Annotated in this window: 28 protein-coding genes; 14 read left to right on the plus strand and 14 right to left on the minus strand. The window is 42.5% G+C overall.

The genetic code is table 11. The features are described 5' to 3' along the window. The first annotated feature begins 124 nt into the window (after nucleotides 1-124). A complete protein-coding gene (locus U5K72_15315) occupies nucleotides 125-331 on the plus strand; it encodes a hypothetical protein (GenBank protein ID MDZ7720183.1) in 207 nt (68 codons plus the stop codon). Then, nucleotides 274-999 (plus strand): radical SAM protein, encoded by a 726-nt coding sequence (locus U5K72_15320; protein MDZ7720184.1) that lies wholly within the window; start codon nucleotides 274-276, stop codon nucleotides 997-999. The genes U5K72_15315 and U5K72_15320 overlap by 58 nt, the downstream gene beginning before the upstream one ends. A gap of 52 nt (nucleotides 1,000-1,051) precedes the next feature. Here U5K72_15320 and phoU read toward each other — a convergent pair whose 3' ends face one another. The 9 genes from phoU to U5K72_15365 form a co-directional block, all read right to left on the minus strand. Further along, a complete protein-coding gene (phoU, locus tag U5K72_15325; protein MDZ7720185.1) occupies nucleotides 1,052-1,702 on the minus strand; it encodes a phosphate signaling complex protein PhoU in 651 nt (216 codons plus the stop codon). Nucleotides 1,703-1,983: 281 nt separating this feature from the next. After that, the gene (locus U5K72_15330) at nucleotides 1,984-2,586 is read right to left on the minus strand and encodes a phosphate ABC transporter ATP-binding protein (protein ID MDZ7720186.1); all 603 of its coding nucleotides are present in this window, start codon (nucleotides 2,584-2,586) and stop codon (nucleotides 1,984-1,986) included. A 4-nt stretch (nucleotides 2,587-2,590) separates the two neighbouring features. Beyond that, the gene (locus tag U5K72_15335; protein ID MDZ7720187.1) at nucleotides 2,591-2,740 is read right to left on the minus strand and encodes a hypothetical protein; all 150 of its coding nucleotides are present in this window, start codon (nucleotides 2,738-2,740) and stop codon (nucleotides 2,591-2,593) included. A gap of 170 nt (nucleotides 2,741-2,910) precedes the next feature. Further along, nucleotides 2,911-3,786 carry a phosphate ABC transporter permease PstA gene (gene pstA, locus U5K72_15340; protein ID MDZ7720188.1) on the minus strand — a complete coding sequence of 292 codons (876 nt, stop codon included), beginning with the start codon at nucleotides 3,784-3,786 and terminating at the stop codon, nucleotides 2,911-2,913. Beyond that, nucleotides 3,783-4,529: a phosphate ABC transporter permease subunit PstC gene (gene pstC, locus U5K72_15345; protein MDZ7720189.1), complete on the minus strand. Its 747-nt coding sequence runs from the start codon at nucleotides 4,527-4,529 to the stop codon at nucleotides 3,783-3,785. Before pstC ends, pstA begins: the two co-directional genes overlap by 4 nt. 66 nt (nucleotides 4,530-4,595) lie before the next feature. Further along, nucleotides 4,596-4,784 (minus strand): hypothetical protein, encoded by a 189-nt coding sequence (locus U5K72_15350; GenBank protein MDZ7720190.1) that lies wholly within the window; start codon nucleotides 4,782-4,784, stop codon nucleotides 4,596-4,598. Nucleotides 4,785-4,869: 85 nt separating this feature from the next. Continuing rightward, nucleotides 4,870-5,988, minus strand: a complete 1,119-nt coding sequence (pstS, locus tag U5K72_15355; protein MDZ7720191.1) for a phosphate ABC transporter substrate-binding protein PstS — start codon at nucleotides 5,986-5,988, stop codon at nucleotides 4,870-4,872. 278 nt (nucleotides 5,989-6,266) lie between these two features. After that, nucleotides 6,267-6,650, minus strand: a complete 384-nt coding sequence (locus tag U5K72_15360; GenBank protein ID MDZ7720192.1) for a zinc-dependent peptidase — start codon at nucleotides 6,648-6,650, stop codon at nucleotides 6,267-6,269. Next, the gene (locus tag U5K72_15365) at nucleotides 6,577-6,828 is read right to left on the minus strand and encodes a zinc-dependent peptidase (GenBank protein MDZ7720193.1); all 252 of its coding nucleotides are present in this window, start codon (nucleotides 6,826-6,828) and stop codon (nucleotides 6,577-6,579) included. The genes U5K72_15360 and U5K72_15365 overlap by 74 nt, the downstream gene beginning before the upstream one ends. Nucleotides 6,829-7,500: 672 nt before the next feature. On the opposite strand from U5K72_15365, the gene U5K72_15370 reads away from it, so the two are divergent. Both U5K72_15370 and U5K72_15375 read left to right on the plus strand, forming a co-directional pair. Further along, nucleotides 7,501-8,580, plus strand: coding sequence for an alpha/beta fold hydrolase (locus U5K72_15370; GenBank protein ID MDZ7720194.1), 1,080 nt, complete (start codon nucleotides 7,501-7,503; stop codon nucleotides 8,578-8,580). 599 nt (nucleotides 8,581-9,179) lie between these two features. After that, entirely contained in the window at nucleotides 9,180-9,767 is a 588-nt protein-coding gene (locus U5K72_15375; GenBank protein MDZ7720195.1) for an OsmC family protein, read from the plus strand. Between the two features lie 208 nt (nucleotides 9,768-9,975). Here the strand turns inward: U5K72_15375 and U5K72_15380 are convergent, their stop codons facing one another. Beyond that, nucleotides 9,976-10,365: a type II toxin-antitoxin system death-on-curing family toxin gene (locus U5K72_15380; protein ID MDZ7720196.1), complete on the minus strand. Its 390-nt coding sequence runs from the start codon at nucleotides 10,363-10,365 to the stop codon at nucleotides 9,976-9,978. Then, a complete protein-coding gene (locus tag U5K72_15385) occupies nucleotides 10,362-10,583 on the minus strand; it encodes a hypothetical protein (protein ID MDZ7720197.1) in 222 nt (73 codons plus the stop codon). Before U5K72_15385 ends, U5K72_15380 begins: the two co-directional genes overlap by 4 nt. A 430-nt stretch (nucleotides 10,584-11,013) precedes the next feature. Between U5K72_15385 and U5K72_15390 the strand changes: the two genes are divergently transcribed. The 5 genes from U5K72_15390 to U5K72_15410 all read left to right on the plus strand — a co-directional run bounded on the left by U5K72_15390 (nucleotide 11,014) and on the right by U5K72_15410 (nucleotide 15,419). Then, nucleotides 11,014-11,430: a hypothetical protein gene (locus tag U5K72_15390; protein MDZ7720198.1), complete on the plus strand. Its 417-nt coding sequence runs from the start codon at nucleotides 11,014-11,016 to the stop codon at nucleotides 11,428-11,430. 1,059 nt (nucleotides 11,431-12,489) lie between these two features. Further along, nucleotides 12,490-12,681, plus strand: coding sequence for a sialidase family protein (locus U5K72_15395; protein ID MDZ7720199.1), 192 nt, complete (start codon nucleotides 12,490-12,492; stop codon nucleotides 12,679-12,681). A gap of 267 nt (nucleotides 12,682-12,948) precedes the next feature. Further along, nucleotides 12,949-14,004 carry a calcium/sodium antiporter gene (locus U5K72_15400; GenBank protein ID MDZ7720200.1) on the plus strand — a complete coding sequence of 352 codons (1,056 nt, stop codon included), beginning with the start codon at nucleotides 12,949-12,951 and terminating at the stop codon, nucleotides 14,002-14,004. A gap of 69 nt (nucleotides 14,005-14,073) precedes the next feature. Next, nucleotides 14,074-14,460 (plus strand): hypothetical protein, encoded by a 387-nt coding sequence (locus U5K72_15405; protein MDZ7720201.1) that lies wholly within the window; start codon nucleotides 14,074-14,076, stop codon nucleotides 14,458-14,460. Nucleotides 14,461-14,537: 77 nt separating this feature from the next. Next, a complete protein-coding gene (locus U5K72_15410) occupies nucleotides 14,538-15,419 on the plus strand; it encodes a phytanoyl-CoA dioxygenase family protein (protein MDZ7720202.1) in 882 nt (293 codons plus the stop codon). Nucleotides 15,420-15,586: 167 nt separating this feature from the next. On the opposite strand, the gene U5K72_15415 is transcribed toward U5K72_15410, so the two are convergent. Next, entirely contained in the window at nucleotides 15,587-16,012 is a 426-nt protein-coding gene (locus U5K72_15415; GenBank protein ID MDZ7720203.1) for a hypothetical protein, read from the minus strand. 75 nt (nucleotides 16,013-16,087) lie between these two features. Here U5K72_15415 and U5K72_15420 point away from each other — a divergent pair, with 75 nt between their 5' ends. The 5 genes from U5K72_15420 (at nucleotide 16,088) to U5K72_15440 (ending at nucleotide 18,652) form a co-directional block, all read left to right on the plus strand. Then, a complete protein-coding gene (locus U5K72_15420) occupies nucleotides 16,088-16,360 on the plus strand; it encodes a hypothetical protein (protein ID MDZ7720204.1) in 273 nt (90 codons plus the stop codon). Beyond that, nucleotides 16,308-17,315, plus strand: coding sequence for a S41 family peptidase (locus tag U5K72_15425; protein ID MDZ7720205.1), 1,008 nt, complete (start codon nucleotides 16,308-16,310; stop codon nucleotides 17,313-17,315). The genes U5K72_15420 and U5K72_15425 overlap by 53 nt, the downstream gene beginning before the upstream one ends. 28 nt (nucleotides 17,316-17,343) lie before the next feature. Then, on the plus strand, nucleotides 17,344-17,562 hold the full coding sequence (locus tag U5K72_15430) for a hypothetical protein (GenBank protein ID MDZ7720206.1): 219 nt from the start codon (nucleotides 17,344-17,346) through the stop codon (nucleotides 17,560-17,562). 299 nt (nucleotides 17,563-17,861) lie between these two features. Continuing rightward, entirely contained in the window at nucleotides 17,862-18,491 is a 630-nt protein-coding gene (locus U5K72_15435; protein MDZ7720207.1) for an alpha/beta hydrolase, read from the plus strand. Continuing rightward, entirely contained in the window at nucleotides 18,458-18,652 is a 195-nt protein-coding gene (locus U5K72_15440) for a prolyl oligopeptidase family serine peptidase (protein ID MDZ7720208.1), read from the plus strand. Before U5K72_15435 ends, U5K72_15440 begins: the two co-directional genes overlap by 34 nt. A 146-nt stretch (nucleotides 18,653-18,798) precedes the next feature. On the opposite strand, the gene U5K72_15445 is transcribed toward U5K72_15440, so the two are convergent. Continuing rightward, entirely contained in the window at nucleotides 18,799-19,080 is a 282-nt protein-coding gene (locus U5K72_15445; protein ID MDZ7720209.1) for a hypothetical protein, read from the minus strand. Nucleotides 19,081-19,150: 70 nt separating this feature from the next. Beyond that, a complete protein-coding gene (locus U5K72_15450) occupies nucleotides 19,151-19,687 on the minus strand; it encodes a hypothetical protein (protein ID MDZ7720210.1) in 537 nt (178 codons plus the stop codon). Nucleotides 19,688-19,692: the final 5 nt, after the last annotated feature.

Below are 19,692 nucleotides of genomic sequence, written 5' to 3' on the forward strand. Positions count from 1 at the left end.
ATCGTAGAAATCTTTAAATTTTTGAAGTCCAATTAACAAATGTTAAAAGACAAACACGGACGCGTTCACAACTATCTGAGAGCTTTCATTAACGGAAAGGTGTAATTTTCGCTGCACCTACTGCATGCCGGAAGAGGGAATTGATCTGTCTCCAAAATCACATATCTGCAGCTACGAAGAGCTTCTGCAAATAATTGATACGTTTATTGAATTGGAGTCGATAGAATACGCCTTACCGGCGGAGAGCCGCTTGTACGCAAGGATGCCGATCACATTCTTCACGAACTGGGCAAGCGGCCGGTTGAGCTTGCCATCACAACCAACGGTTTGATCGTGAACCGGTTTATTGATGTGTTTGAATCATGCGGCCTGAGAAATGTGAATGTCAGCCTGGACACGCTGGACGCCGATAAATTCAACCTGATCACCCGGCGTTCGGGTTTCGAACATGTGCTTGAAAACATTTATACCCTTGTGGAGCGCGGATTCAATACCAAAATAAACATGGTAGTGATGCGCGGAATGAATGAGGAAGAGATCGCGGATTTTGCGGTACTTGCAAAAGACCTTCCGATCATTATCCGCTACATCGAATTTATGCCGTTTGACGGCAACCGCTGGAACAACGATAAGATGGTATCGGCAGATGAAATCAGGGATCGCCTTTCGGAGCGATACACTTTAATTCGTGATGAAGATGCTCCACATGACACCACAAAGCACTACTCCATCGACGGATTCAAGGGGCAAATCGGGGTCATCAGCTCAATGAGTGAACAGTTTTGTGGAAGCTGCAATCGAATTCGGCTGCTTGCCAACGGCTCCATCAAAAACTGCCTGTTTTCCCGTGACGAGACTAATCTTCTGCAACCCTTACGAGACGGCGAAGACCTGAAACCCATCATTAGGGAAGCCCTCTATCACAAAAAGGCCAAACACGCCGGAATGTTCAATCTGTCCAATCAGAAGAACCGGACGATGACTACAATTGGGGGCTGAATTTAAGCGATTGAGGATTATATGCTCAATCGATTTCTAAATACAATTTTCATTACAAATCATCCGCCCGCTCTCCGGTTGCATGATAGATGATTCGTTCGCAGATATTGGTTACCCGGTCTCCCATTCTCTCAATATTATGGGCAACCCAAACAAGATATGTACACTGTGTGATGTTAGAGGGCTTTTCGATCATATACGAGATCAGCTCTCTGTAAACCTGCTGGTAAAGATCATCGATATCATCGTCCTGGCTGTGGATCATTCGTGCAGATTTGGCATCACGGTTGATATACGCTTTCATGGAGTTTTCAATCATATCCACAGCAATTTCCTTCATTCTCGGGATATCAATGAGCGATTTCACATGTTTCTCATCGCCAATTAGAATGGTAAGTTTTGAGATGCCCGCTGCATAATCCCCGATACGTTCAAGCTCAGTGATTATATTGAGCAGAGCAATCAGCTCACGTAAATCGGACGCAACAGGCTGCTGTGTGGCAATCAGATGTATGCAGTCTTCCTCGATATCCCATCGAATGTTATTGATTTTTTTATCCTCTTTCTTGATCTGTTTAGCTCTCTCTACATCTTTTTCTACAAGAGATTCAATGGACCCATTGATGGAGTCAACCACCATTTCGGCCATTTCATTAAGTTTTCCCTGGAGATCTTTAAGGCTTTCCTGGATTAATGTCGTCATTATTTTCTTATTTTAATTGATTATTACTCTCTAAACGCTTTTACTGGTTGAGGTTGTTTTGAAGAGTGTCCCTCCGCCAGCCGGCGGAGGGCAATGGGGGATGATAAGTACTTGATTTAAGCCATTTATTAAAAATTTGGATAAAATCAATACTCATCTGGTCATCCCCCTGCTCACTCCGTTCGCTTTCACCCTTCCCACAAAGTGATCCCTTTGGGAGAAGGGGGACTGTTTTTCGAAATTTTAATCCAACTGGTAAACGCGTTCTCTAAAGATACAAACTATCCAAACTTACCGGTAATATAATCTTCTGTCTGTTGCTTGTCAGGACTTGTAAATATTTTTTTTGTATCACCTACCTCAATCAGTTCTCCTTCATAGAAGAAAGCTGTTTTATCGGAAATCCGTGCAGCTTGCTGCATATTATGAGTAATCACAATCATCGTTACTTCTTTCTTTAATGTCTGAATCAACTCTTCAATCTTCATTGTTGCCTGCGGATCCAGTGAGCTGGTCGGCTCATCCATCAGCAAAATCTCCGGTTCAACCGCAAGCGCCCGTGCAATAGACAGACGCTGCTGCTGGCCACCCGACAGGCTTACCGCTGCCGTATTCAGGCGGTCTTTTACCTCCTCAAAAAGAGCCGCCTGCCTCAGTGCTTTTTCACAAACCTCTTTGAGCAGCGATTTCTCTTTGATGCCCACAAGTTTCAGGCCTGCCACAACATTATCATAGATCGACATCGTGGGAAACGGGGTAGGCTTTTGAAAAACCATTCCAATCTTACGCCTCACATTCACCGGGTTCACATCCTCATCGTAGATATTTTTTCCTTCAAACAATACCTTCCCCTCAACTTTCGCTTCGCGGGTAAGATCATGCATGCGATTAAGCGCCCTCAGATAGGTTGTTACCACACCCTGAAGGGCCAATCAGCGCCGTAACTGACCGGTGTGCCGCGGCAAGCGAAATATCCTTAACCCCGATAACATCGCCATATTTTACCGTTAAATCCTTTGTCTCTAATTTAAAACTCATAGTAAATTAGTAATTCCACTCTGTTAGTATTAAAGCTCCTAAACACCCGTCTGCACGCTGTTTTTGCGGGCTGACGGGTCCGTTGTACGTTATCAGACACCAAATGCTCATGTCCAAACGAGCTGACAGGATTGAATAACGTCCACACCCACGAATCATCAAGGTTTAAACTATGATAATTTAACTTTTCCGAATTTATCTTTTGCTAAAAACCGAGCTATAATAAATGTAATCATTACAATACCAAACAGCACAATTGCCGCCGCCCATCCCATACCATGCCACTGCTCGTACGGACTAATTGCCAGGCTGTAGAGACGCTGTGGGAGTGTATCCGTTGGACTGAATATAAAACCAAGCCAGCTGTTTGGAAGATAGTTATTGCCGAACGATGTAAATAAGAGAGGAGCAGCTTCACCGGCAGCGCGCGCAAATGCGAGCAAAACCCCGGTTATTAGTCCGGCTTTTGCCGCCGGCATTACGGTTGAAATCACCACTCTCCATCTTGGCAGACCCAGCGCAAGGCCTGCTTCCCGAATGGTCCACGGGATAGACTGCAGGGCGCTTTCTGTGGTTCGTGCAATAATTGGGAGCATCACTACGGCAAGTGCTACACTTCCGGCTATACCTGAAAATGTGCCCATCGGTTTTACGATCAGTACAAATACAAACAGGCCCTTCAAAATGGCGGGCATTCCGTTGAGGGTATCATTCATCAGACGAAGAGAAGGATTCAGCATGTGCTCGGGATATTCACTGAGCATCATACCCGCTCCAATACCTACAGGAACTGCGATTATTAACGCGAGAGTATCAACTACCACAGTACCGATAATGGTGTGGACTAAACCTGTGGGCGTGTTTTGAATTGCCCTGGCTGGGGATCCAAGCTCCTCTGTAAAAAACTCATAACTCAGTGCACTAAACCCTTCAATAAAAACGTGAAAAATAATGATGAGAAGCGGCAGCAGAACAATAATAGTTGTAAAGCTGAGTACTCCTATCATGAGTTTGTCGTGAATTTTCCTGCGTTTCAGGCTTTTCATACGACCTGCCCTCCTCCAATAGAAATTCTTCTTTGAATGTAGGCTGCCGTTAAATTCACGATCAGGGCAATCAGAAAGAGTACAAACCCGATTGCCATCAGGCTCGAAAGGTGAAGACTTTCTACTGCTTCACGAAATTCATTTACGATCACAGAAGGCATTGTGGCACCTGCACCAAAGATAGAAAACGGCAGCGTGTTTTTATTTCCAATTAGCATCGCAACGGCCATGGTTTCACCAATCGCCCGGCCAAGGGATAAAATAGCGCCGGCCATAATTCCCCCGCGGGCATAGGGTAGCACAGCCATTCGAATCACTTCCCATCGCGTAGACCCAAGCGCCCAGGATGCTTCCCGCTGATCTTTTGGAACCGCCTTGATGGCATCCTTTGCGAGAGCTGTGGTGTAGGGAAGTATCATCAGGGCCAAAACGATGGTGGCTGTTGCCATCCCGTACCCCATCGGATTACCAAGGATCGATACATAGTCGGGATAGTTTGTTTCCGTCCAAAAATAGATGGGTTCATAAATCGTATCACGCAGCCAGGGTGCAAGGATAAAAATTCCCCAGATTCCAATAACAACACTGGGTATAGCGGCAATTAACCGGACCAGATTGTCAATAATTTCTGACAGCCACCCGACGCATATTCCGCGGAAAAAATAGCAACCGCTACCGCCGGAAATATCGATATTGCCAGAGCAAGAACACTGGTAACAACAGTTCCCACTATGAAAGGCCATGCACCAAATACCAGCTGCACGGCAGGATCCCAGGTTGTTTCAGCTATAAATCCAAACAATCCGAATTCATTGAGTGCTAAACTCCCCTCCCAAAAGAGAACAAGCGCCATCCCGAGCGTTATGAGAATTATGGTAATGCCTAAACGCAACAACAATGGTGGTAAAAATTTTGTCGCCCAGCCAAAGATAGATCCGTTTTAGAGGCTGAACAGAAAAATCTGATTTTACGCCGTTTTCAGAATCTAATTTTTCCATTGGCCATTTTTCTTTGCTTCAACAATTTGATGACTACCACGCAGATGTTTCATCCTTCTATTTCAAAATTTTTATGTTTACCAGATCAGATCAGCCCTTCTTCCTGCAGAATCTCCTCTCCAATATTTTCTCCATCCCATTTTATTTGGCGGATCATCTGGATATTTTTCTCCAGCGCCGCATCCGGAATTCTTGCGAATCCAAGTGGCTCTGCCAGATCCTGGCCGTCCGTAATACTCCAAACCAGAAATTTAACAAGCTCTTCAGCTTCTCTTCGGTTACTGATTGCATTGTTCTGCTCCAGATTTTCATAGATAAGCATCCAGGCAAATCCGGCTATAGGGTATCCATATTCAGCAGGTGTGTTGGTAAACAGGATTCGGGTATCATCCGGCAGTTCAATATCAGCTGCAGCAGTTGTTGCTTCATAGCTTGGTTCAATAACATTGCCTGAACTGTTAATTACCGACGCGAACGACATATCGCTGAGAATCGCGTAGGTCAGGCTGTTATATCCCAGTGCACCCGGCGTATTTTGTACTGCACCTGCCACTCCTTCGTTCCCGTTTCCGCCAATACCTGTAGGCCAATTCACGCTTGTAGCAAAGCCCACCTCTTCTCTCCATTCGTCTGAAACACGCGTCAGATAACTGGTCCACACATTGGTCGTGCCCGATCCATCTGAACGGTGAACAACGGTAATATCCCTGTCCGGCAGATCTGCATCGGGATTCAGTTCAACAATAGCGGGATCGTCCCATCTTTCAATATTTCCAAGATAGATATCTGCCAGCACCTGGCCGTTAAATATAAGTTTCTCCTCAACACTTGGAAGATTGTATGTGGGCACAACATCGGCGAGAGTAATCGGAATGTTAAACGCACGGCCACCGGTACTGCTTTCAATATCAGAGATTACATCATCAGAAAGAAACGCCTCGCTCATGCCAAACATCACCGTTTGTTCCATAAACTGCCTGATTCCGCCGCCTGACCCGATCGACTGGTAATTAACAGTTATCCTCTGATCTGTAAGATTCCTATACTCATCGGCCATTGCAGTAACAAGTGGCGCAGGAAATGTTGCCCCGGCCCCAAGAATATTTACTCTTTGTTGTGATGGATCCTGATCTCCATTTCCTCCGCATGAATAGAGAAAAAGGGAAACGAATGTAAGTACTAAGATGTGCTTTATTAATTTCATCAAAATGAGATTTGAATAATTAGTTAGTGACGAATTGTTAACGCTTAAATAGTAAGATCAAGAAATAATAGAACATGGCACATAAGAGTGAAACAATCTGTTCTTCCACTATCATAGCACAATAAGTAGCTTGCATATAATGTGAGCAGTGAACGGTTTACTTTAATCTTCTTGCTCATTAGTAAAATTCACCTTCTATTATAGTGAACTCAAATATATGGATCTTTAGAAAGAGTCTATGTTATCTCAATATTAATTCTTCAGGTCAACTGTTGTACTTAAAAATCCCACATTCTCCCCGGATCAAACCCAAAAAAGTCGGCCAGCTGCCTGTAGGCCGACCCATATGCGGTTTGAAGCTTTCGGGGAGATTCAATAAAAGCTTCCATCACTACTGCAAAGCATTCCGCCGGGTTCGTGGCACCGTACAGATCCAGCGGGTGATTGGTTCGCCCAAACCGCTCGGCATCCATCAGGTCGCGATAGATTTTGGCAAGGTCATGTGTCCATTCATCCGTTTGAAGCGGTTTGCCTTCAAACGTAATTCCGCCCGATAGTCCGTATTGATCATCCAGCTGATGCGCAAATTCATGAATAATCAAATTGTGTGCGTTGTCTCTGTTCAGCGTAGAATCCTGAATGTCTTTCCAGGAAAGTACGATACTGCCCGAATCCCACGACTCGCCCTGCCGCCGTTCGGACCCTTTCCGAGATCACACCCCCATCATACATTTCATACACGGGTGCTACGTAATCATCAGGATAAACAAGGATGGCGCGCAGATCACTGTAGTAGTCAGACGGTTTCTCCATGATAAGCAACCCCGCGTATGCCGTAATAACCCCTTCATTTCATCGGTGACAGTCTAACCCGCCACACCCCTCAAAAATTTTCTCATCCTGGCAGCACGCTCATTCGCGTTTCAATCCTGCTTTTTTGTGATGTGCTCAGATACCTGTAAAAAGGAATAGACGTCTGCAGTTGATCTTTATAGTAATCCTGAAGCGGCCTCCTGGCTGAAAAGTAGCGCTTGATAGATCTTATAAATGGCATTGTTTGTCTCCGTTGAGCGTAAGTGACAATGGAATCAGGCCTGAAGAGCCTGCTCAGCTTTATTATCAAAGGTAAGTGTAAATGTCTGATCCCCTCATCATTTGAACTGAAATCCGGCAATTATCGGCACCCGATCGGATACGTAAAGAGGAGAATACGATCTATATCCAAACCGTGTGGCATGTCCGACAGGATCCGCATAAAATCAGTGCGTGAGGTTGCTTTGAACAGCAAATCAACCGAAACACCGCCTTGTTTTTTTAAAATTCTGTGGTAGTTTTAGGAAATTATCTTTTATCAACTCAATCAATTCTGGTGCCGGTTATTTGCGGAGCCGAGTTATACATCGAGGTGTTTAAAGCTATATTGATTCTACTAATCTTCTAAATAACAACAGTAGAAATAGAGAGGGACATTTTATAGCTTAATTTAAGTAAGCAAAATCAGTTGAAAAGGATATGAAACAAGCTATTCATTTCTGCACGGCTCCTGACGGAATTAATTTAGCCTATGCAACCTCGGGAAACGGCCCTCCTTTGGTCCGGGTCGCTAACTGGCTGACCCATCTGGATCTCGATTGGAAAGGACCGATCTGGTCTCATTGGTTCGAGGAGTTTTCGAGAGATCACACTCTTATCCGCTTTGATCAGCGTGGTTCGGGCCTATCCGATCGTTCGGTTGAAGAGTTATCTATGAAAGCCTGGGTACAGGACCTGGAAGCGATCATAGATGATGCTGGCATTGATGAATTTCCGCTATTAGGTTTTTGCCAGGGAGGCTCCATTGCACTTTCTTATGCGGTACGACACCCCGAACGGGTTAGTCACCTCATTCTTTTTGATAGTTATGGCCGGGGAAATCTCACAGAAAGAGCTTCTTTGCAGCAGAAAAAAGAAGCGAAAGCACTAACCGAAATGATAGAAGCGGGATGGGGACGAAAGGATACGGATGTGTTTCGAAGAGTTTTTGCTGATTTACTAATGCCGGAAGCCTCAGAAAAGGAACATAGATGGCTTGCTGAACTGCAACGCAAAACAGCCACACCCACCATGGCTGCTCAACTTTGGGAAGCCTATCACCATATCGATATCGAAGATTCGGCAACACAGGTAGAAGTACCCACGCTTATTTTTCATGTAACCGGCGATAAAGTGGTGCCTTTTGAAGCAGGTCGGCAGTTGGCCTCTCTGATACCCGATGCCCGGTTTGTCCCGCTGGAGAGTGAAAATCATATCATGCAACCCGATGAGCCTGCTTGGGATCGTTTTCTGGCCGAAGTTCGAAGTTTTATCGATGCTTCTGATACCGAAAAAAAGGGCGATAATACACAGGAACTTTTCCCCGAACTTACTCCGCGAGAATGCGAAGTACTCAATCTAATAGCAAAAGGGTTGGGTAACGATGAAATTGCTGATAAGCTTTTTATCAGTCCCAAGACGGTGCGCAATCACAACACCCGTATCTTCAGCAAGCTGCAGGTTGATTCACGCAGCCGGGCTATTGTGCTGGCCCGGGAAGCGGGTATGGGTAAAGAATAGTTACCTGACTCCTATTCATTTTTACCTATTCTTACTACTTATTGCCTTCTAAGGAATAATCAAAGATTTAGTGCCGAGATTGCCCTTCTCTAAGTTATACTAAATGGGTGCTGGCCCACAAATTGAACAATTCTTATATCATTCAAGTGGGACAAAAGTCCCAGAAAAAATACTTTCTGCATAAAAAGAAAATTAAATTTGAGACCTGCGTCTCATGACAAGCTCTCCTCTATTACCTATCCTTTAGGTGAACGGTAAAAGAAGCATTTCAACCGGTCAACAAAACAGCAGAGTGATTCGGTAAGTTACTTTGATTTGAGAGCGATTTTCTTCATGTCTTCCATATGATTTATAAGAATGGCTTTGCAGAAACTTATGACCGAAGTGAGGATAACTTTAATCACATGGCTGTTATACCAATGTAGTACCAGTGGGAATTGCATTACTACCCGTCTGCACGCTGTATGTGCGGGCTGACGGTTTAGGGACACCCATCAGCCGGTAAAAACAACCGACAGATGGGTATTCCAAAGCCTCCTACCAATTAAATAAATGTTCAGATATAGTTTATAATCATAATAAGTATCAAATTACATTTTATGGAAAAAGATGACATTAAATTTACCGCTAAGCATTTAGCTAAAAAACTTAAACTGCGAAATGTAACATCCGAAGTCGTAAAAAGGCATAATCAACTAAAGGAGATCTATGATAATGACCCACAAAAAGCATTGATTGTAGATTCAGCAGTCGTTGAAGGTGAAAACCTGGATGATCCATTTCATTCTAAAGTTCTAATGAATGATGAGCTAAAATTGCCACTCAAAACGGGACTCCATAGAGCTGTAGGCGGTGATCACGATTACTCAACACCCGGAGACATTTTATGTGCCGCATTGGCAGTTTGTCTGGAAAGTACCATGAGAATGATTGCAGATCGATTGGAAATCCAATTGGAGCACACAAAAGTGTCAGTTGAAGCCAATCTTGATGTTCGCGGAACATTAAAGTTTGATAACTCTGTTCCTGTAGGATTTCAAAAAATGAATATGGAGGTAGAATTAGGTTCAGACAATGCAGGAGAAAAGGTTTTAAAAACTTTATTTGGTGCTGCAGTAAAAAGTTGCGTGGTCTATCAAACCTTAAAACCTGGAATCCCAATAACAAAAACCTTGAAAATAGTGTGAACGAATCTTATACCGGTATAAACAGCGTCTATAGCAAATAATAGCCGTCATATAATCAAGCGCATTAACGCAGATTGGAATTGCCACAATCCAAAATTTAGAACATCATCCCCCTGTTCACTTCACTCGCCTTCCCCCTTCTAAGGGGAATTTTATTCTTTTCCAACCCAGAGGGCCCGGAAATTAAACGACTTAGGATTAAACGAAGCTATTTCCTCTCTTTGGAATTTTTTTTCAGAAAATCCGCTAACTCCTCTTTTTCAAGTTTGCCACTTGCTAAATCAATCATCACGGCATAGAGGCTTTTTTTGTCTGCCTGCAAACGATAGCCATTTACATAGAGAAAGGTATAGATAGCTACCAAAGCTGTTCTCTTATTTCCGTCAAAAAATGGATGATTCTTACAAATATGGAACCCGTAGGCGGCAGCCATCTCAAAAATACTGCTATGAACATTTTCGCCACCAAAACTATCCTGTGGCTGAGCAAATGCTGATTCCAGTAATCCCTCATCCCGAACCCCATCTTTACCACCATAAATTTTTACCTGATCCTGATGAAAAGCCAGAATAATCTTTTTGTCTAAAAATTTTATCATTTCGCCAGCTCTTTCAATACATCTTTGTAATCTGTATTGGCCTCGCGATACGCCTCTGCCCACTCATTAAACTCCCGGTCCACCGGTATTAATTCTAAATTCGATCCCTTTTTCTTAATGGTTAATGTGTCACCATTTTTTAGATGAAGCTCATCAATCAATTGTTTTGTAAGAGTAATTCCCAAACTATTTCCGATTTTTCTGATTTTTGTTTCCATAATAGGTGTGGTTTCTTTTCTATAGTTGTTATAACAATATTATAATTAAATCTGTAATTTCGCGACGCTGATATAGTGCTTTTATCTAAAGAAGGCTTTGCAAAATTTGACCGTCATCCTGAACTTGATTCAGGATCTCCAGATACTGGCTATAAAGACGAATGGAGAATCTGAATCGAGTTCAGATTGACCAATAACCACGGTTTTGCAAAGCCCTCTTAAAGAAAATGAATCAAATTAGCTTCTATCTTTCACTACTCTTGGTTTTCAAGTTCATCTTTCGTTAGTTGGAACATAACGGGTAATTGTTAACAACACTCACCCACAATCATGTGGTATAAAAACATCAGAGCTCAAAATTTTCTTGATTCTTACTTTTTCATTAGTCGGAATTATAGGATCGGCCTATGTTTTTAATCTGAGATGGGAAATGAGCACTGAGGAGCGTCACCAAATAGAATCAGAGGTCTTTTCCAGTTTAGTCGATTATCTCACTTATCATCCAAAAGTTAATCCTGACTACCTGTTTATTGGTACGTTCGGTTCAGATCCCTCACCTGAAATTTTAAACGGCTTTAAAAACCATATTCCAACTGTAGAACCGATCTCCTCTTCAGAAGTTACGTATGGATTTTCCGCGCCTGTGGTTCATAAATCAGAATTACATAAACGGGGCATCAGTATCAACCTGGAAAGTATTGAGAGACAAGCGAATGGATATGTGAACGCCCTTATTTCTATTTACCAGGACAGAGCTGCATCAGCAAAGTATCAGTATATTCTTGATAAGCGCAATGAAGCGTATCAGATTATCACCGTGAAACATCCTGATCACTCTATTTTTTAATAGTGCTCACCTCAAACGAAATGCTTTATAGTGTTTGTAAGAAAACTCATAGTGTCCTAAGAAAACGTCAAGATCAAGGCGCGCGCAGTCCCAAAAAGCGCAGTGTACTACGTGTACATGAGCAGTTTTGGGGCAAGCGGAACGCAGAGATTGACATTTTCTTAGAGACACTATATAGAAAGTCAGTGCTGTCCAAACCATTTAAAATAACTGGTTGATAATCGTCAAAACAATTGAAAACAAATTTGTGAACAATCCATTTCATAAATAATGAGATGCCACTTTATCATGCCCGGATTTAAAGCAAACGCTTCACCTTCCTTTGGGAAGGTTTGGTGGGTATTATGTTGGATGGCCCCATTTTAGTGGCTGCGTTCCTTCGGAACGCATGGTGTGCACCTGTGAGTTTTTTCAATTTCATAAAGCATATTGAGTTTCTGCCAAGCGTACCCTACTGGACGCATTTTGCTTCGATCACTTGTTAGGGATACCAACCAGGTACTTCTAAAGGAGCATGGCAAACAGGAAGTTCTCAGAGAAGATTGGTTTTTTGAAATTCAAAAAATCTGTCTTTAGATGCATTCATATGATGTTATGTGTACATCTTGAAACGTTTTGGACAGTACTGATAGAAAGTATATTCTATTGACAAGTGTGTTAAACGCTCAACTCAGTGATTCGAAATAAATATGCCATTCAGACATTTTATCTATCTAACAGTTTTTAAACTTCTGTTTTCAACCATTTTCTTTGGGAGTGTTACCGCACAAAATCAATCATCAGGGAAAAAACTTGATTTCAAAAATCTTCTTAACAGTGGTGATTTAGAATCACGGCTGTTATCGTGATTCCCGCTCTCATCAGCCGCTGTAGCTGATATCGGCGACTGATATACGGCCCTTCATGACACGCGTAGAAGATCGCGGCAGATCTGCGAACAGTACACCAGGATATCAACATTGTGATTCGCAGAATGCACAGCACAATCGTTGTTCCAGAACATGATCGGATCGATACTACTGTTTTCAAATTCTAAACACCCTAAAGAGCGTAAAAAATATGACCATTCGGACCAGTTTCGATAGGGGTAAAACCTGGACAGATGGGTTAAGAATCTATCCCGGAAGTTCTGCTTACTCTTCAATGACGATTCTGGAAAACGATAACATAGGGCTCTTCTTTGAAAAAGATGAATACTCTAAAAATGTATTTGTATCTATTCCATTACAAGAAGGCTTTGCAAAACTCTGACCGTCATCCTGAACTTGATTCAGGATCTCCTGATACTGGCTATAAAGGCGAATGGAGAATCTGAATCGAGTTCAGATTGACGCATACCCTCGGTTTTGCAAAGCCTTCTACAATGGTTGATAACTGAAGTATCATCGTTTGATTGAATCAACGTTCAATTTATATATTCTTTTTTAGCGGTAAAAAATCTGCTAAAATAATTGAATCAAAAATCGTATGATTCTGCGATATCAAATCACATATTCAAACAATCATTCATAGCCTTCAATGACAATCTTATTATTCATCCTGGGATTAGCTTTCCTCATTATCGGGGCCGAAATATTGGTTCGTGGTGCTTCAAAAATTGCCTCGGGGCTTGGTATTTCGCCGCTTATTATTGGACTAACCGTTGTAGCATTTGGTACCAGTTCGCCGGAATTGGCTGTGAGCATCAAATCAACTATCACTGGACAGGCAGACATTGCTCTCGGAAATGTTCTGGGAAGCAATATGTTCAACATACTTTTTATTCTCGGGCTTTCGTCCATCATCACGCCATTATTTGTTTCCAAACAGCTCATACGGTTTGATGTGCCCATCATGATCTTTCTATCTATAGGAGTGTTGTTGATATCGTTAGATCAATTAATTAGCGGCTTTGATGGATGGATGCTCGTGATCGGACTTGTGGCTTACATCGGCATCCTGACATATTTTAGCCTCAGGGATAAAAGCCAAACTGAAAATAAACAATCAGAAACCACGCCTGAGAAAGTAAAATGGGTTTTAAATAGTACCTACGTGGCTGTGGGGCTCATACTTTTGATTTTTGGTTCGCGGTGGCTTGTAAACAGTGCTGTTACGTTTGCAGAGAATCTTGGGATTAGTGAACTCATCATTGGGCTAACGATCGTAGCTGCAGGTACATCCATGCCAGAGGTGGTAACATCCATTATTGCCGCTATTCGGGGCGAGCGCGATATTGCAGTGGGAAATGTCGTGGGCAGCAACATCTTTAATATCCTGGGTGTGCTTGGAATTTCGAGTGTTTTGGCGCCGGCCGGAATTTTCGTATCTGAAGTGGCTATTGGTTTAGAAATTCCACTATTGATAGCTGTATCAGTGGCCTGTCTGCCCATCTTTTTCACCGGGGGAACTATAAACCGGTGGGAAGGCGCTCTGTTTCTTGGATATTATATCGCCTACACAACATATTTGATTCTCAATGCAACTCAGCATGAACTCCTTTCAGCTTTTAGTACCATTTTGTTCTACTTCGTTGTACCGATCACCATTATTACAATTGCAGTGATCTTCTTTCAAGAGTTCAAAAAGAAGTGACAAATCCTTGAAAATGCTGATAAATTTTTTATACACTTTACAAAACATTTTAATCAAAAGATCGGATGCATGAAGAATCTTAGCAAAATCGTATTGATTTCGAGTGCAATTATAAACGCAATACTTGGAATTGCCATCACATTTTTACCCCAGGAAACGGGTCAATTTATCGGCACTACGGAGATGAACACGGCAGACCTCGCGTTAATGCAGATTTTAGGTTCAGCCCTGATTGGAATTGCCATCATTAACTATATGAGCCGAGGGATAACAATTGGCGGTATCTATGGGAAACCTTTGCTCCTTGGAAATTTGGTTTTCCATTTAGCCACCGGTTTGGGATTAATTAAATATGTTTTTAGTGCAGAATCATGGATTCTGTTTGGACTTCCGGCTCTGCTCTACCTGATTCTAACAGCAGGTTTTATCAAATTGAATTTTACTTCTCCCGTTTAAACCCGACAGATGAGCATCTTTGGAAGTTTGAATCTGTTTTTGCAGATTCTATTTCAATCCTAATAATTACTTTGTCTATGAAAAAATCAGAAAAACAACCCGGAAATGCAGGAGTCTCCTACGATCTGGAGCGTTCGTTTAATCAACGAGACAACAATGAATCTCTTCGGGTTCTCTCTGAAGATGACTGGACATTTTGGCAAGAGAATGGATATGTGATTATTTCTGATGCGGTACCCGAAGAAAATGTAGAAGCAACGAAAGAGCTGATCTGGACGTTTGAGGAAAAAGACCCCGACCATCCCGAAACCTGGTATCGTCCGCCTCGCCGTGAGATCGAAATGACAGAACTGGTAAACAGCGGCATGGTGGAGGTTTATAATCACCAGGCACTTTGGAATAACCGACAGCATCCAAAAGTGTATAACGCATTTGTGGATATTTGGGGAACGGAGAATTTGTGGGTTTCTATCGATCGTGTGAACCTGAATTTTCCGGTCAGAGAGGGCTATGAATTTGAAGGATTTATACACTGGGATATTGATACATCCAAAGATCCACTGCCGGTAAATGTACAAGGTGTTCTTGCGCTTTCGGATACCGACGATAAAACGGGTGGATTCCAATGCGTGCCTGAGCTTTACCGTAATTTTGATGAATGGGTGAAAAATCAACCCGACGACCGCGATCCGTTTCAGCCCGACATCTCCGGGTTTGATATCAGGAAAGTAAATATGAAAGCGGGGGACTTGTTGATATTTAACAGTATGCTTCCGCACGGAATCCGGCCCAATCATTCAAACCGGCCACGAATCGCTCAATATCTGTCCATGACTCCCGCCGAAGAGGAAAATGAGGAGCTGACGGGAATGGCGCATCAAATCCTGGAGAGATCGAATTGCCCCACAAGGTTACGCTTTTCCCGGCGATCCCCGAAAGTGGGAACAGGAACATGCTGAAACAGCTGAATTAACTGCGCTTGGTAAGAAGTTACTGGGATTGGAGAAATGGTGAGAAAGAAGGTCTCCCTTTCAGGGGAGACAGAGTTTTTCAACTGTTCTTGAAAAACTCAGAGGGGTGTTCTTATTGATGAGCTCAAATATCACTTCTTTCTAAGGTGGAGTTTCTACTCCTCCATCCTGCTCCACTCATCAATTTCTACATAGCCCATTTTACCATCCGCCAATGTAAAAACCAATCGATCGGACTGCTCAACCCTTCCGGATGTTTCACTCATCACGGCGGAGGTTCTGATGATCCGCGCTTGTACCGTCATGCCGGTTTCAGTACTGTCAACTATTTCAACCGGGAACGATCTCATTTTTCGATAAATAATGTGCCTCGGTTCCGCTCCCTCCGGCCAGTTTTCTACAATTAATTCAAGGTCGGTACCCCTTTCCCGAACATCTGATTGCACCGGCGGAGCTTCACTCCAATGTTTGTAAGAAGCTTGTATAATCTCAATATCATAATCAGTCATGAGATTCTTCTCTGATGAACATCCAAACAGAAGTAAAAAAAATGATACAATCGTAATAAATGTTGATCTCATAAGTTTTATTTTATGTGTATACAATTTTTAGAATACAACGCCAGAATCATCAATAGATTTTAATAAATATTTCCTATGAAAAAAGGTTTTTCTATTCTCCTTTATTTGAGTCTTACACTTATCATTTTTTCAAGTTGCAAAGATAAAATCGATAAGGCTCCATCCCAGAAACAGTTTGTCTGGGAGGCATTGAATTATTGGTATTTTTGGCAAGCCGATGTTCCCAAATTAGTCGATAATAAAGCATTCTTTAAGAATGACCAAGCCTACCACGATTATTTGATCGGCTTTCAGGATGCCGAAGGTGTATTTGAGGATCTGTTATTTTACTCCGGAAAATTTTGGTGAAGGCATCGGAGAAGATGATTTCTCCTTTTTTATTGATGATTATGTAGAGTTTCGACAAAGCCGCCAGGGCATTTCTCAGGATTTTGGATTTGAGTATGGACTCGTTCAAACCAGCAGTCAAAGCAATAACATTTACGGTTATGTACAGTATGTTCTTGATGGCACACCGGCTGATGATGCCGGCTTAACACGGGGAGATATTTTTACAGGTATTAACGGTACAGCTTTAACAGTTAATAATTTTCGTTCTCTTTTGGCCAACAGTACGTATGAGCTGACAATGGCAGAGTCTATTGAGGGTACAATCTCAGAAACCGGTGAAACAGTATCTGTCAGTTCCACAGAAATAACCGAAAATCCAATCAACATCTCCAAAGTGATCGATACGGGCAGCTCTAAAGTTGGATATCTGCTTTACAACTCCTTTCAAACAAATTCTCACGAAAATCTAAATAATGTTTTCGGAAATTTTATTTCTGAAGGTATTGATGAACTCGTGTTAGATCTCCGCTATAATGGCGGTGGGGCTGTAATTACAAGCGCCACACTTGCCAGCATGATATCGGGTTTGGGCGAAAACGAAGATTTTGCCGTATTTACCCATAATGCCAAGCGATCTGATGAGAATGATACAGTTCCATTTTTGGAGGAGGTACTCATTATTGATGAAAATTTTAATATCGTAGATCGGATAGAAATGAATTCTCTCTCCATTGACAGGCTCTTTGTACTTACAGGTTTTGGAACGGCATCAGCCAGCGAAGCGGTCATCAATGGATTAAATCCTTTTATGGACGTAACATTAATTGGCCGACAAACGGTTGGAAAAGATGATGCTTCTCTAACACTTTATGATACACAAGATGGCGCACCTTATACTAATCGCGACAATGCAAATCCGGATCATAAAAATGCTATTCAACCAATTGTGCTGAAGATCAGAAACACCAATTGACGAATCAAACGGAGAAGGTTTTATTCCCATGGGTAACAACTTCATCCGCGAAATTGATTATCTGGACAACCTTCCTCCCCTCGGTGATGAACAAGATCCGCTTCTCGCAAGAGCTCTTGAACTGATTTCAGGCGAGCCCGTTGCTAAACAATTAGTTCAGCCGGTTCCCTTCAACGGAGAATTTTTTAAAGACAGCCGGGACCTGGAACAGTTTGGGAAGGATATGTATGTGCTTCCTCAAAGGTAGAAATGATAAGTTTTTGAGTTGGTGAGTTAGTGAGTTCTGAAGTTTTATTATATTCTTAATCTTAGATGATGCAAACGTCTCGCTCAACGTATAAATACGCTATTGAGTCAGTCATTCATATTTATTAATTCTTCAACCCATAAACTCAGAACTCATCAACTCAAAAACGAATACCCCAAAAAAATTATCTCTGCTGTTAGTTCTTATCTTTATTGTAAATGGCTTAAATGCTCAAGAAGTTATTCCTCTCTGGCCTGATGGCATCCCGAATTCACAAGAAACAGAAACAACCGAAATCCATGAAACCGACAGAATCTTATGGATTGAACAGGTTCAGAACCCCAACTCTGGAGATCTATCTTCCGGCCAAGGATCAAGCTCAACAGGTCAGAGCTGTTGTCATTCTGCCCGGCGGTGGCTACCGGGGACTTGCCTACGACTGGGAAGGAACGGACTTTGCCAAATGGTTTAACTCCAAAGGCATTGCCGCTTTTGTATTGAAATACCGGCTGCCGATTTCCGATTCTGTGGTTGAACCGAATGAAGCTCCTCTCCAGGATGCAAAACGAGCCTTGCGTACCGTTCGGGCGAATGCTGAAAAATGGAATTTGTCGAAAGATGAAATTGGTGTGATGGGCTTCTCAGCCGGCGGACACCTGGCCTCTACCCTGGGAACACATTACAATCATGAAGACAGTGTCGCATCTGATTCCATCAATACACTCAGTGCCCGCCCGGATTTTATGATTTTGATCTACCCGGTTATCACTATGAAAGAACCGTACACCCACCACGGTTCACGAAATAATTTACTGGGTGAAAATCCCAGCGACGAGATGGTTGAATACTATTCGAATGAGGCGCAAGTCACCGAAGATACTCCCCCACATTTCTACTGCATGCAACGGATGATGATGCCGTTCCCGTAGAGAACAGCCTGATGTTTTATAAGGCACTTAAAGAAAAAGGACATCACCCGGAGATGCACATCTATCCCAAAGGCGGGCATGGATTTGCGTTGGCAATCGGACATGATCGTCTTGAAGGATGGACAGAGCGAGTCTATGAATGGATGAAGACCCTTGATTGATTCGTTCTATACTGTACTGTATAGATATTCTACTTCTTCTTATGCCTATTAAAAACAGGATTGCATCACAAAAAACATCTTTATGAAATCAAAAAAACTTTTCCGATCCTGCAATCATTATATGTCTTTATTGTTAATGGCCTCTTTTACATTCTGCATGCTCCAGTACAAATGTAAACGCCGATAAGGATATTCAAATCGAAATCGGTTCGGAACTCTTGAATGGGGCGGCTCACCAGCGGTTGACGGTGTTGGTATGCTCTTAATTGTTGACGATACAGAATACGGCGCTCCAGGAACGCCGGAGGATTATCCCAGAATTCTTTAAAGATGATATTTACAAAACAGACGTTCAGCGCTGATTTTAAATCTGAACCGGTGAGGAAACCAGTATCGGGGCTGGGGAGCGTTACACTTTCCAGGCTCATATGAGTTTCTCAAAGATTGAGAATGATCTTAAAGATTTAAAAATACTTCATGCTTTACTCATCCATTCTCTCATAAAAAATCCGCCAGTTCAGCGCTCCATGTCTTCCCTCCATCGGTCGATGATTCCCAATCCCAGGTCATAGAATGTTCTGTGATATCATAAAACACCATTCGCTGTGTAAATTTACTTCCATCTTCTCGTTCAAATATCTCTGTCTGAAAAATCCGTTTTTCTCCATCTATTTTGCCTGTGAAATCAAAATATCCCCCGTTATTATCTGCCCAAGCCTGTTTCCAGCGTTCAAATTTGGGTTGATAAACTGAGATGCTGGTCCCCTTAAAACCGGAATTTTGTCCTTCTAATATCCTGAAATTTTCCTGTATCACATTTCCGTCCAGGATTTTTTCAATGTGATTGGTTCCGCGCCCCATGCCATCTCCCTCCTCCCAGTGTACTTCCCATTTGCCAACCCAAAAGTCAAAATAGTTTTCGGGCTCAAGATTTTGGATGCTCTCCTGTGAAAAAACGCTCAGAGGAATTGCAAGTAGAATTGAAAGTGCAGTTAAAAGTATCATTCCTTTCCGCGGACGCTTTGCATTTGTCATATTTT

The organism is Balneolaceae bacterium, assembly GCA_034521495.1.
Taxonomy (GTDB): Bacteria; Bacteroidota; Rhodothermia; order Balneolales; family Balneolaceae; genus Rhodohalobacter.

Excerpts from the sequence above, each read along its gene's own strand:
- U5K72_15450 (MDZ7720210.1), bottom strand. The coding sequence starts at position 19,687 with ATGACAAATGCAAAGCGTCCGCGGAAAGGAATGATACTTTTAACTGCA.
- U5K72_15385 (MDZ7720197.1), bottom strand. The coding sequence starts at position 10,583 with ATGGAAACAAAAATCAGAAAAATCGGAAATAGTTTGGGAATTACTCTT.
- U5K72_15410 (MDZ7720202.1), top strand. The coding sequence starts at position 14,538 with ATGAAAAAATCAGAAAAACAACCCGGAAATGCAGGAGTCTCCTACGAT.
- U5K72_15335 (MDZ7720187.1), bottom strand. The coding sequence starts at position 2,740 with ATGAGTTTTAAATTAGAGACAAAGGATTTAACGGTAAAATATGGCGAT.
- U5K72_15315 (MDZ7720183.1), top strand. The coding sequence starts at position 125 with ATGCCGGAAGAGGGAATTGATCTGTCTCCAAAATCACATATCTGCAGC.
- U5K72_15425 (MDZ7720205.1), top strand. The coding sequence starts at position 16,308 with ATGCCGAAGGTGTATTTGAGGATCTGTTATTTTACTCCGGAAAATTTT.
- U5K72_15415 (MDZ7720203.1), bottom strand. The coding sequence starts at position 16,012 with ATGAGATCAACATTTATTACGATTGTATCATTTTTTTTACTTCTGTTT.
- U5K72_15430 (MDZ7720206.1), top strand. The coding sequence starts at position 17,344 with ATGGGTAACAACTTCATCCGCGAAATTGATTATCTGGACAACCTTCCT.
- U5K72_15395 (MDZ7720199.1), top strand. The coding sequence starts at position 12,490 with ATGACCATTCGGACCAGTTTCGATAGGGGTAAAACCTGGACAGATGGG.
- U5K72_15375 (MDZ7720195.1), top strand. The coding sequence starts at position 9,180 with ATGGAAAAAGATGACATTAAATTTACCGCTAAGCATTTAGCTAAAAAA.
- pstA (MDZ7720188.1), bottom strand. The coding sequence starts at position 3,786 with ATGAAAAGCCTGAAACGCAGGAAAATTCACGACAAACTCATGATAGGA.
- phoU (MDZ7720185.1), bottom strand. The coding sequence starts at position 1,702 with ATGACGACATTAATCCAGGAAAGCCTTAAAGATCTCCAGGGAAAACTT.
- U5K72_15400 (MDZ7720200.1), top strand. The coding sequence starts at position 12,949 with ATGACAATCTTATTATTCATCCTGGGATTAGCTTTCCTCATTATCGGG.
- U5K72_15435 (MDZ7720207.1), top strand. The coding sequence starts at position 17,862 with ATGAAACCGACAGAATCTTATGGATTGAACAGGTTCAGAACCCCAACT.
- U5K72_15370 (MDZ7720194.1), top strand. The coding sequence starts at position 7,501 with ATGAAACAAGCTATTCATTTCTGCACGGCTCCTGACGGAATTAATTTA.
- pstC (MDZ7720189.1), bottom strand. The coding sequence starts at position 4,529 with ATGGCCTTTCATAGTGGGAACTGTTGTTACCAGTGTTCTTGCTCTGGC.
- U5K72_15420 (MDZ7720204.1), top strand. The coding sequence starts at position 16,088 with ATGAAAAAAGGTTTTTCTATTCTCCTTTATTTGAGTCTTACACTTATC.
- pstS (MDZ7720191.1), bottom strand. The coding sequence starts at position 5,988 with ATGAAATTAATAAAGCACATCTTAGTACTTACATTCGTTTCCCTTTTT.
- U5K72_15445 (MDZ7720209.1), bottom strand. The coding sequence starts at position 19,080 with ATGAGCCTGGAAAGTGTAACGCTCCCCAGCCCCGATACTGGTTTCCTC.
- U5K72_15405 (MDZ7720201.1), top strand. The coding sequence starts at position 14,074 with ATGAAGAATCTTAGCAAAATCGTATTGATTTCGAGTGCAATTATAAAC.
- U5K72_15390 (MDZ7720198.1), top strand. The coding sequence starts at position 11,014 with ATGAGCACTGAGGAGCGTCACCAAATAGAATCAGAGGTCTTTTCCAGT.
- U5K72_15380 (MDZ7720196.1), bottom strand. The coding sequence starts at position 10,365 with ATGATAAAATTTTTAGACAAAAAGATTATTCTGGCTTTTCATCAGGAT.
- U5K72_15330 (MDZ7720186.1), bottom strand. The coding sequence starts at position 2,586 with ATGCATGATCTTACCCGCGAAGCGAAAGTTGAGGGGAAGGTATTGTTT.
- U5K72_15350 (MDZ7720190.1), bottom strand. The coding sequence starts at position 4,784 with ATGGAAAAATTAGATTCTGAAAACGGCGTAAAATCAGATTTTTCTGTT.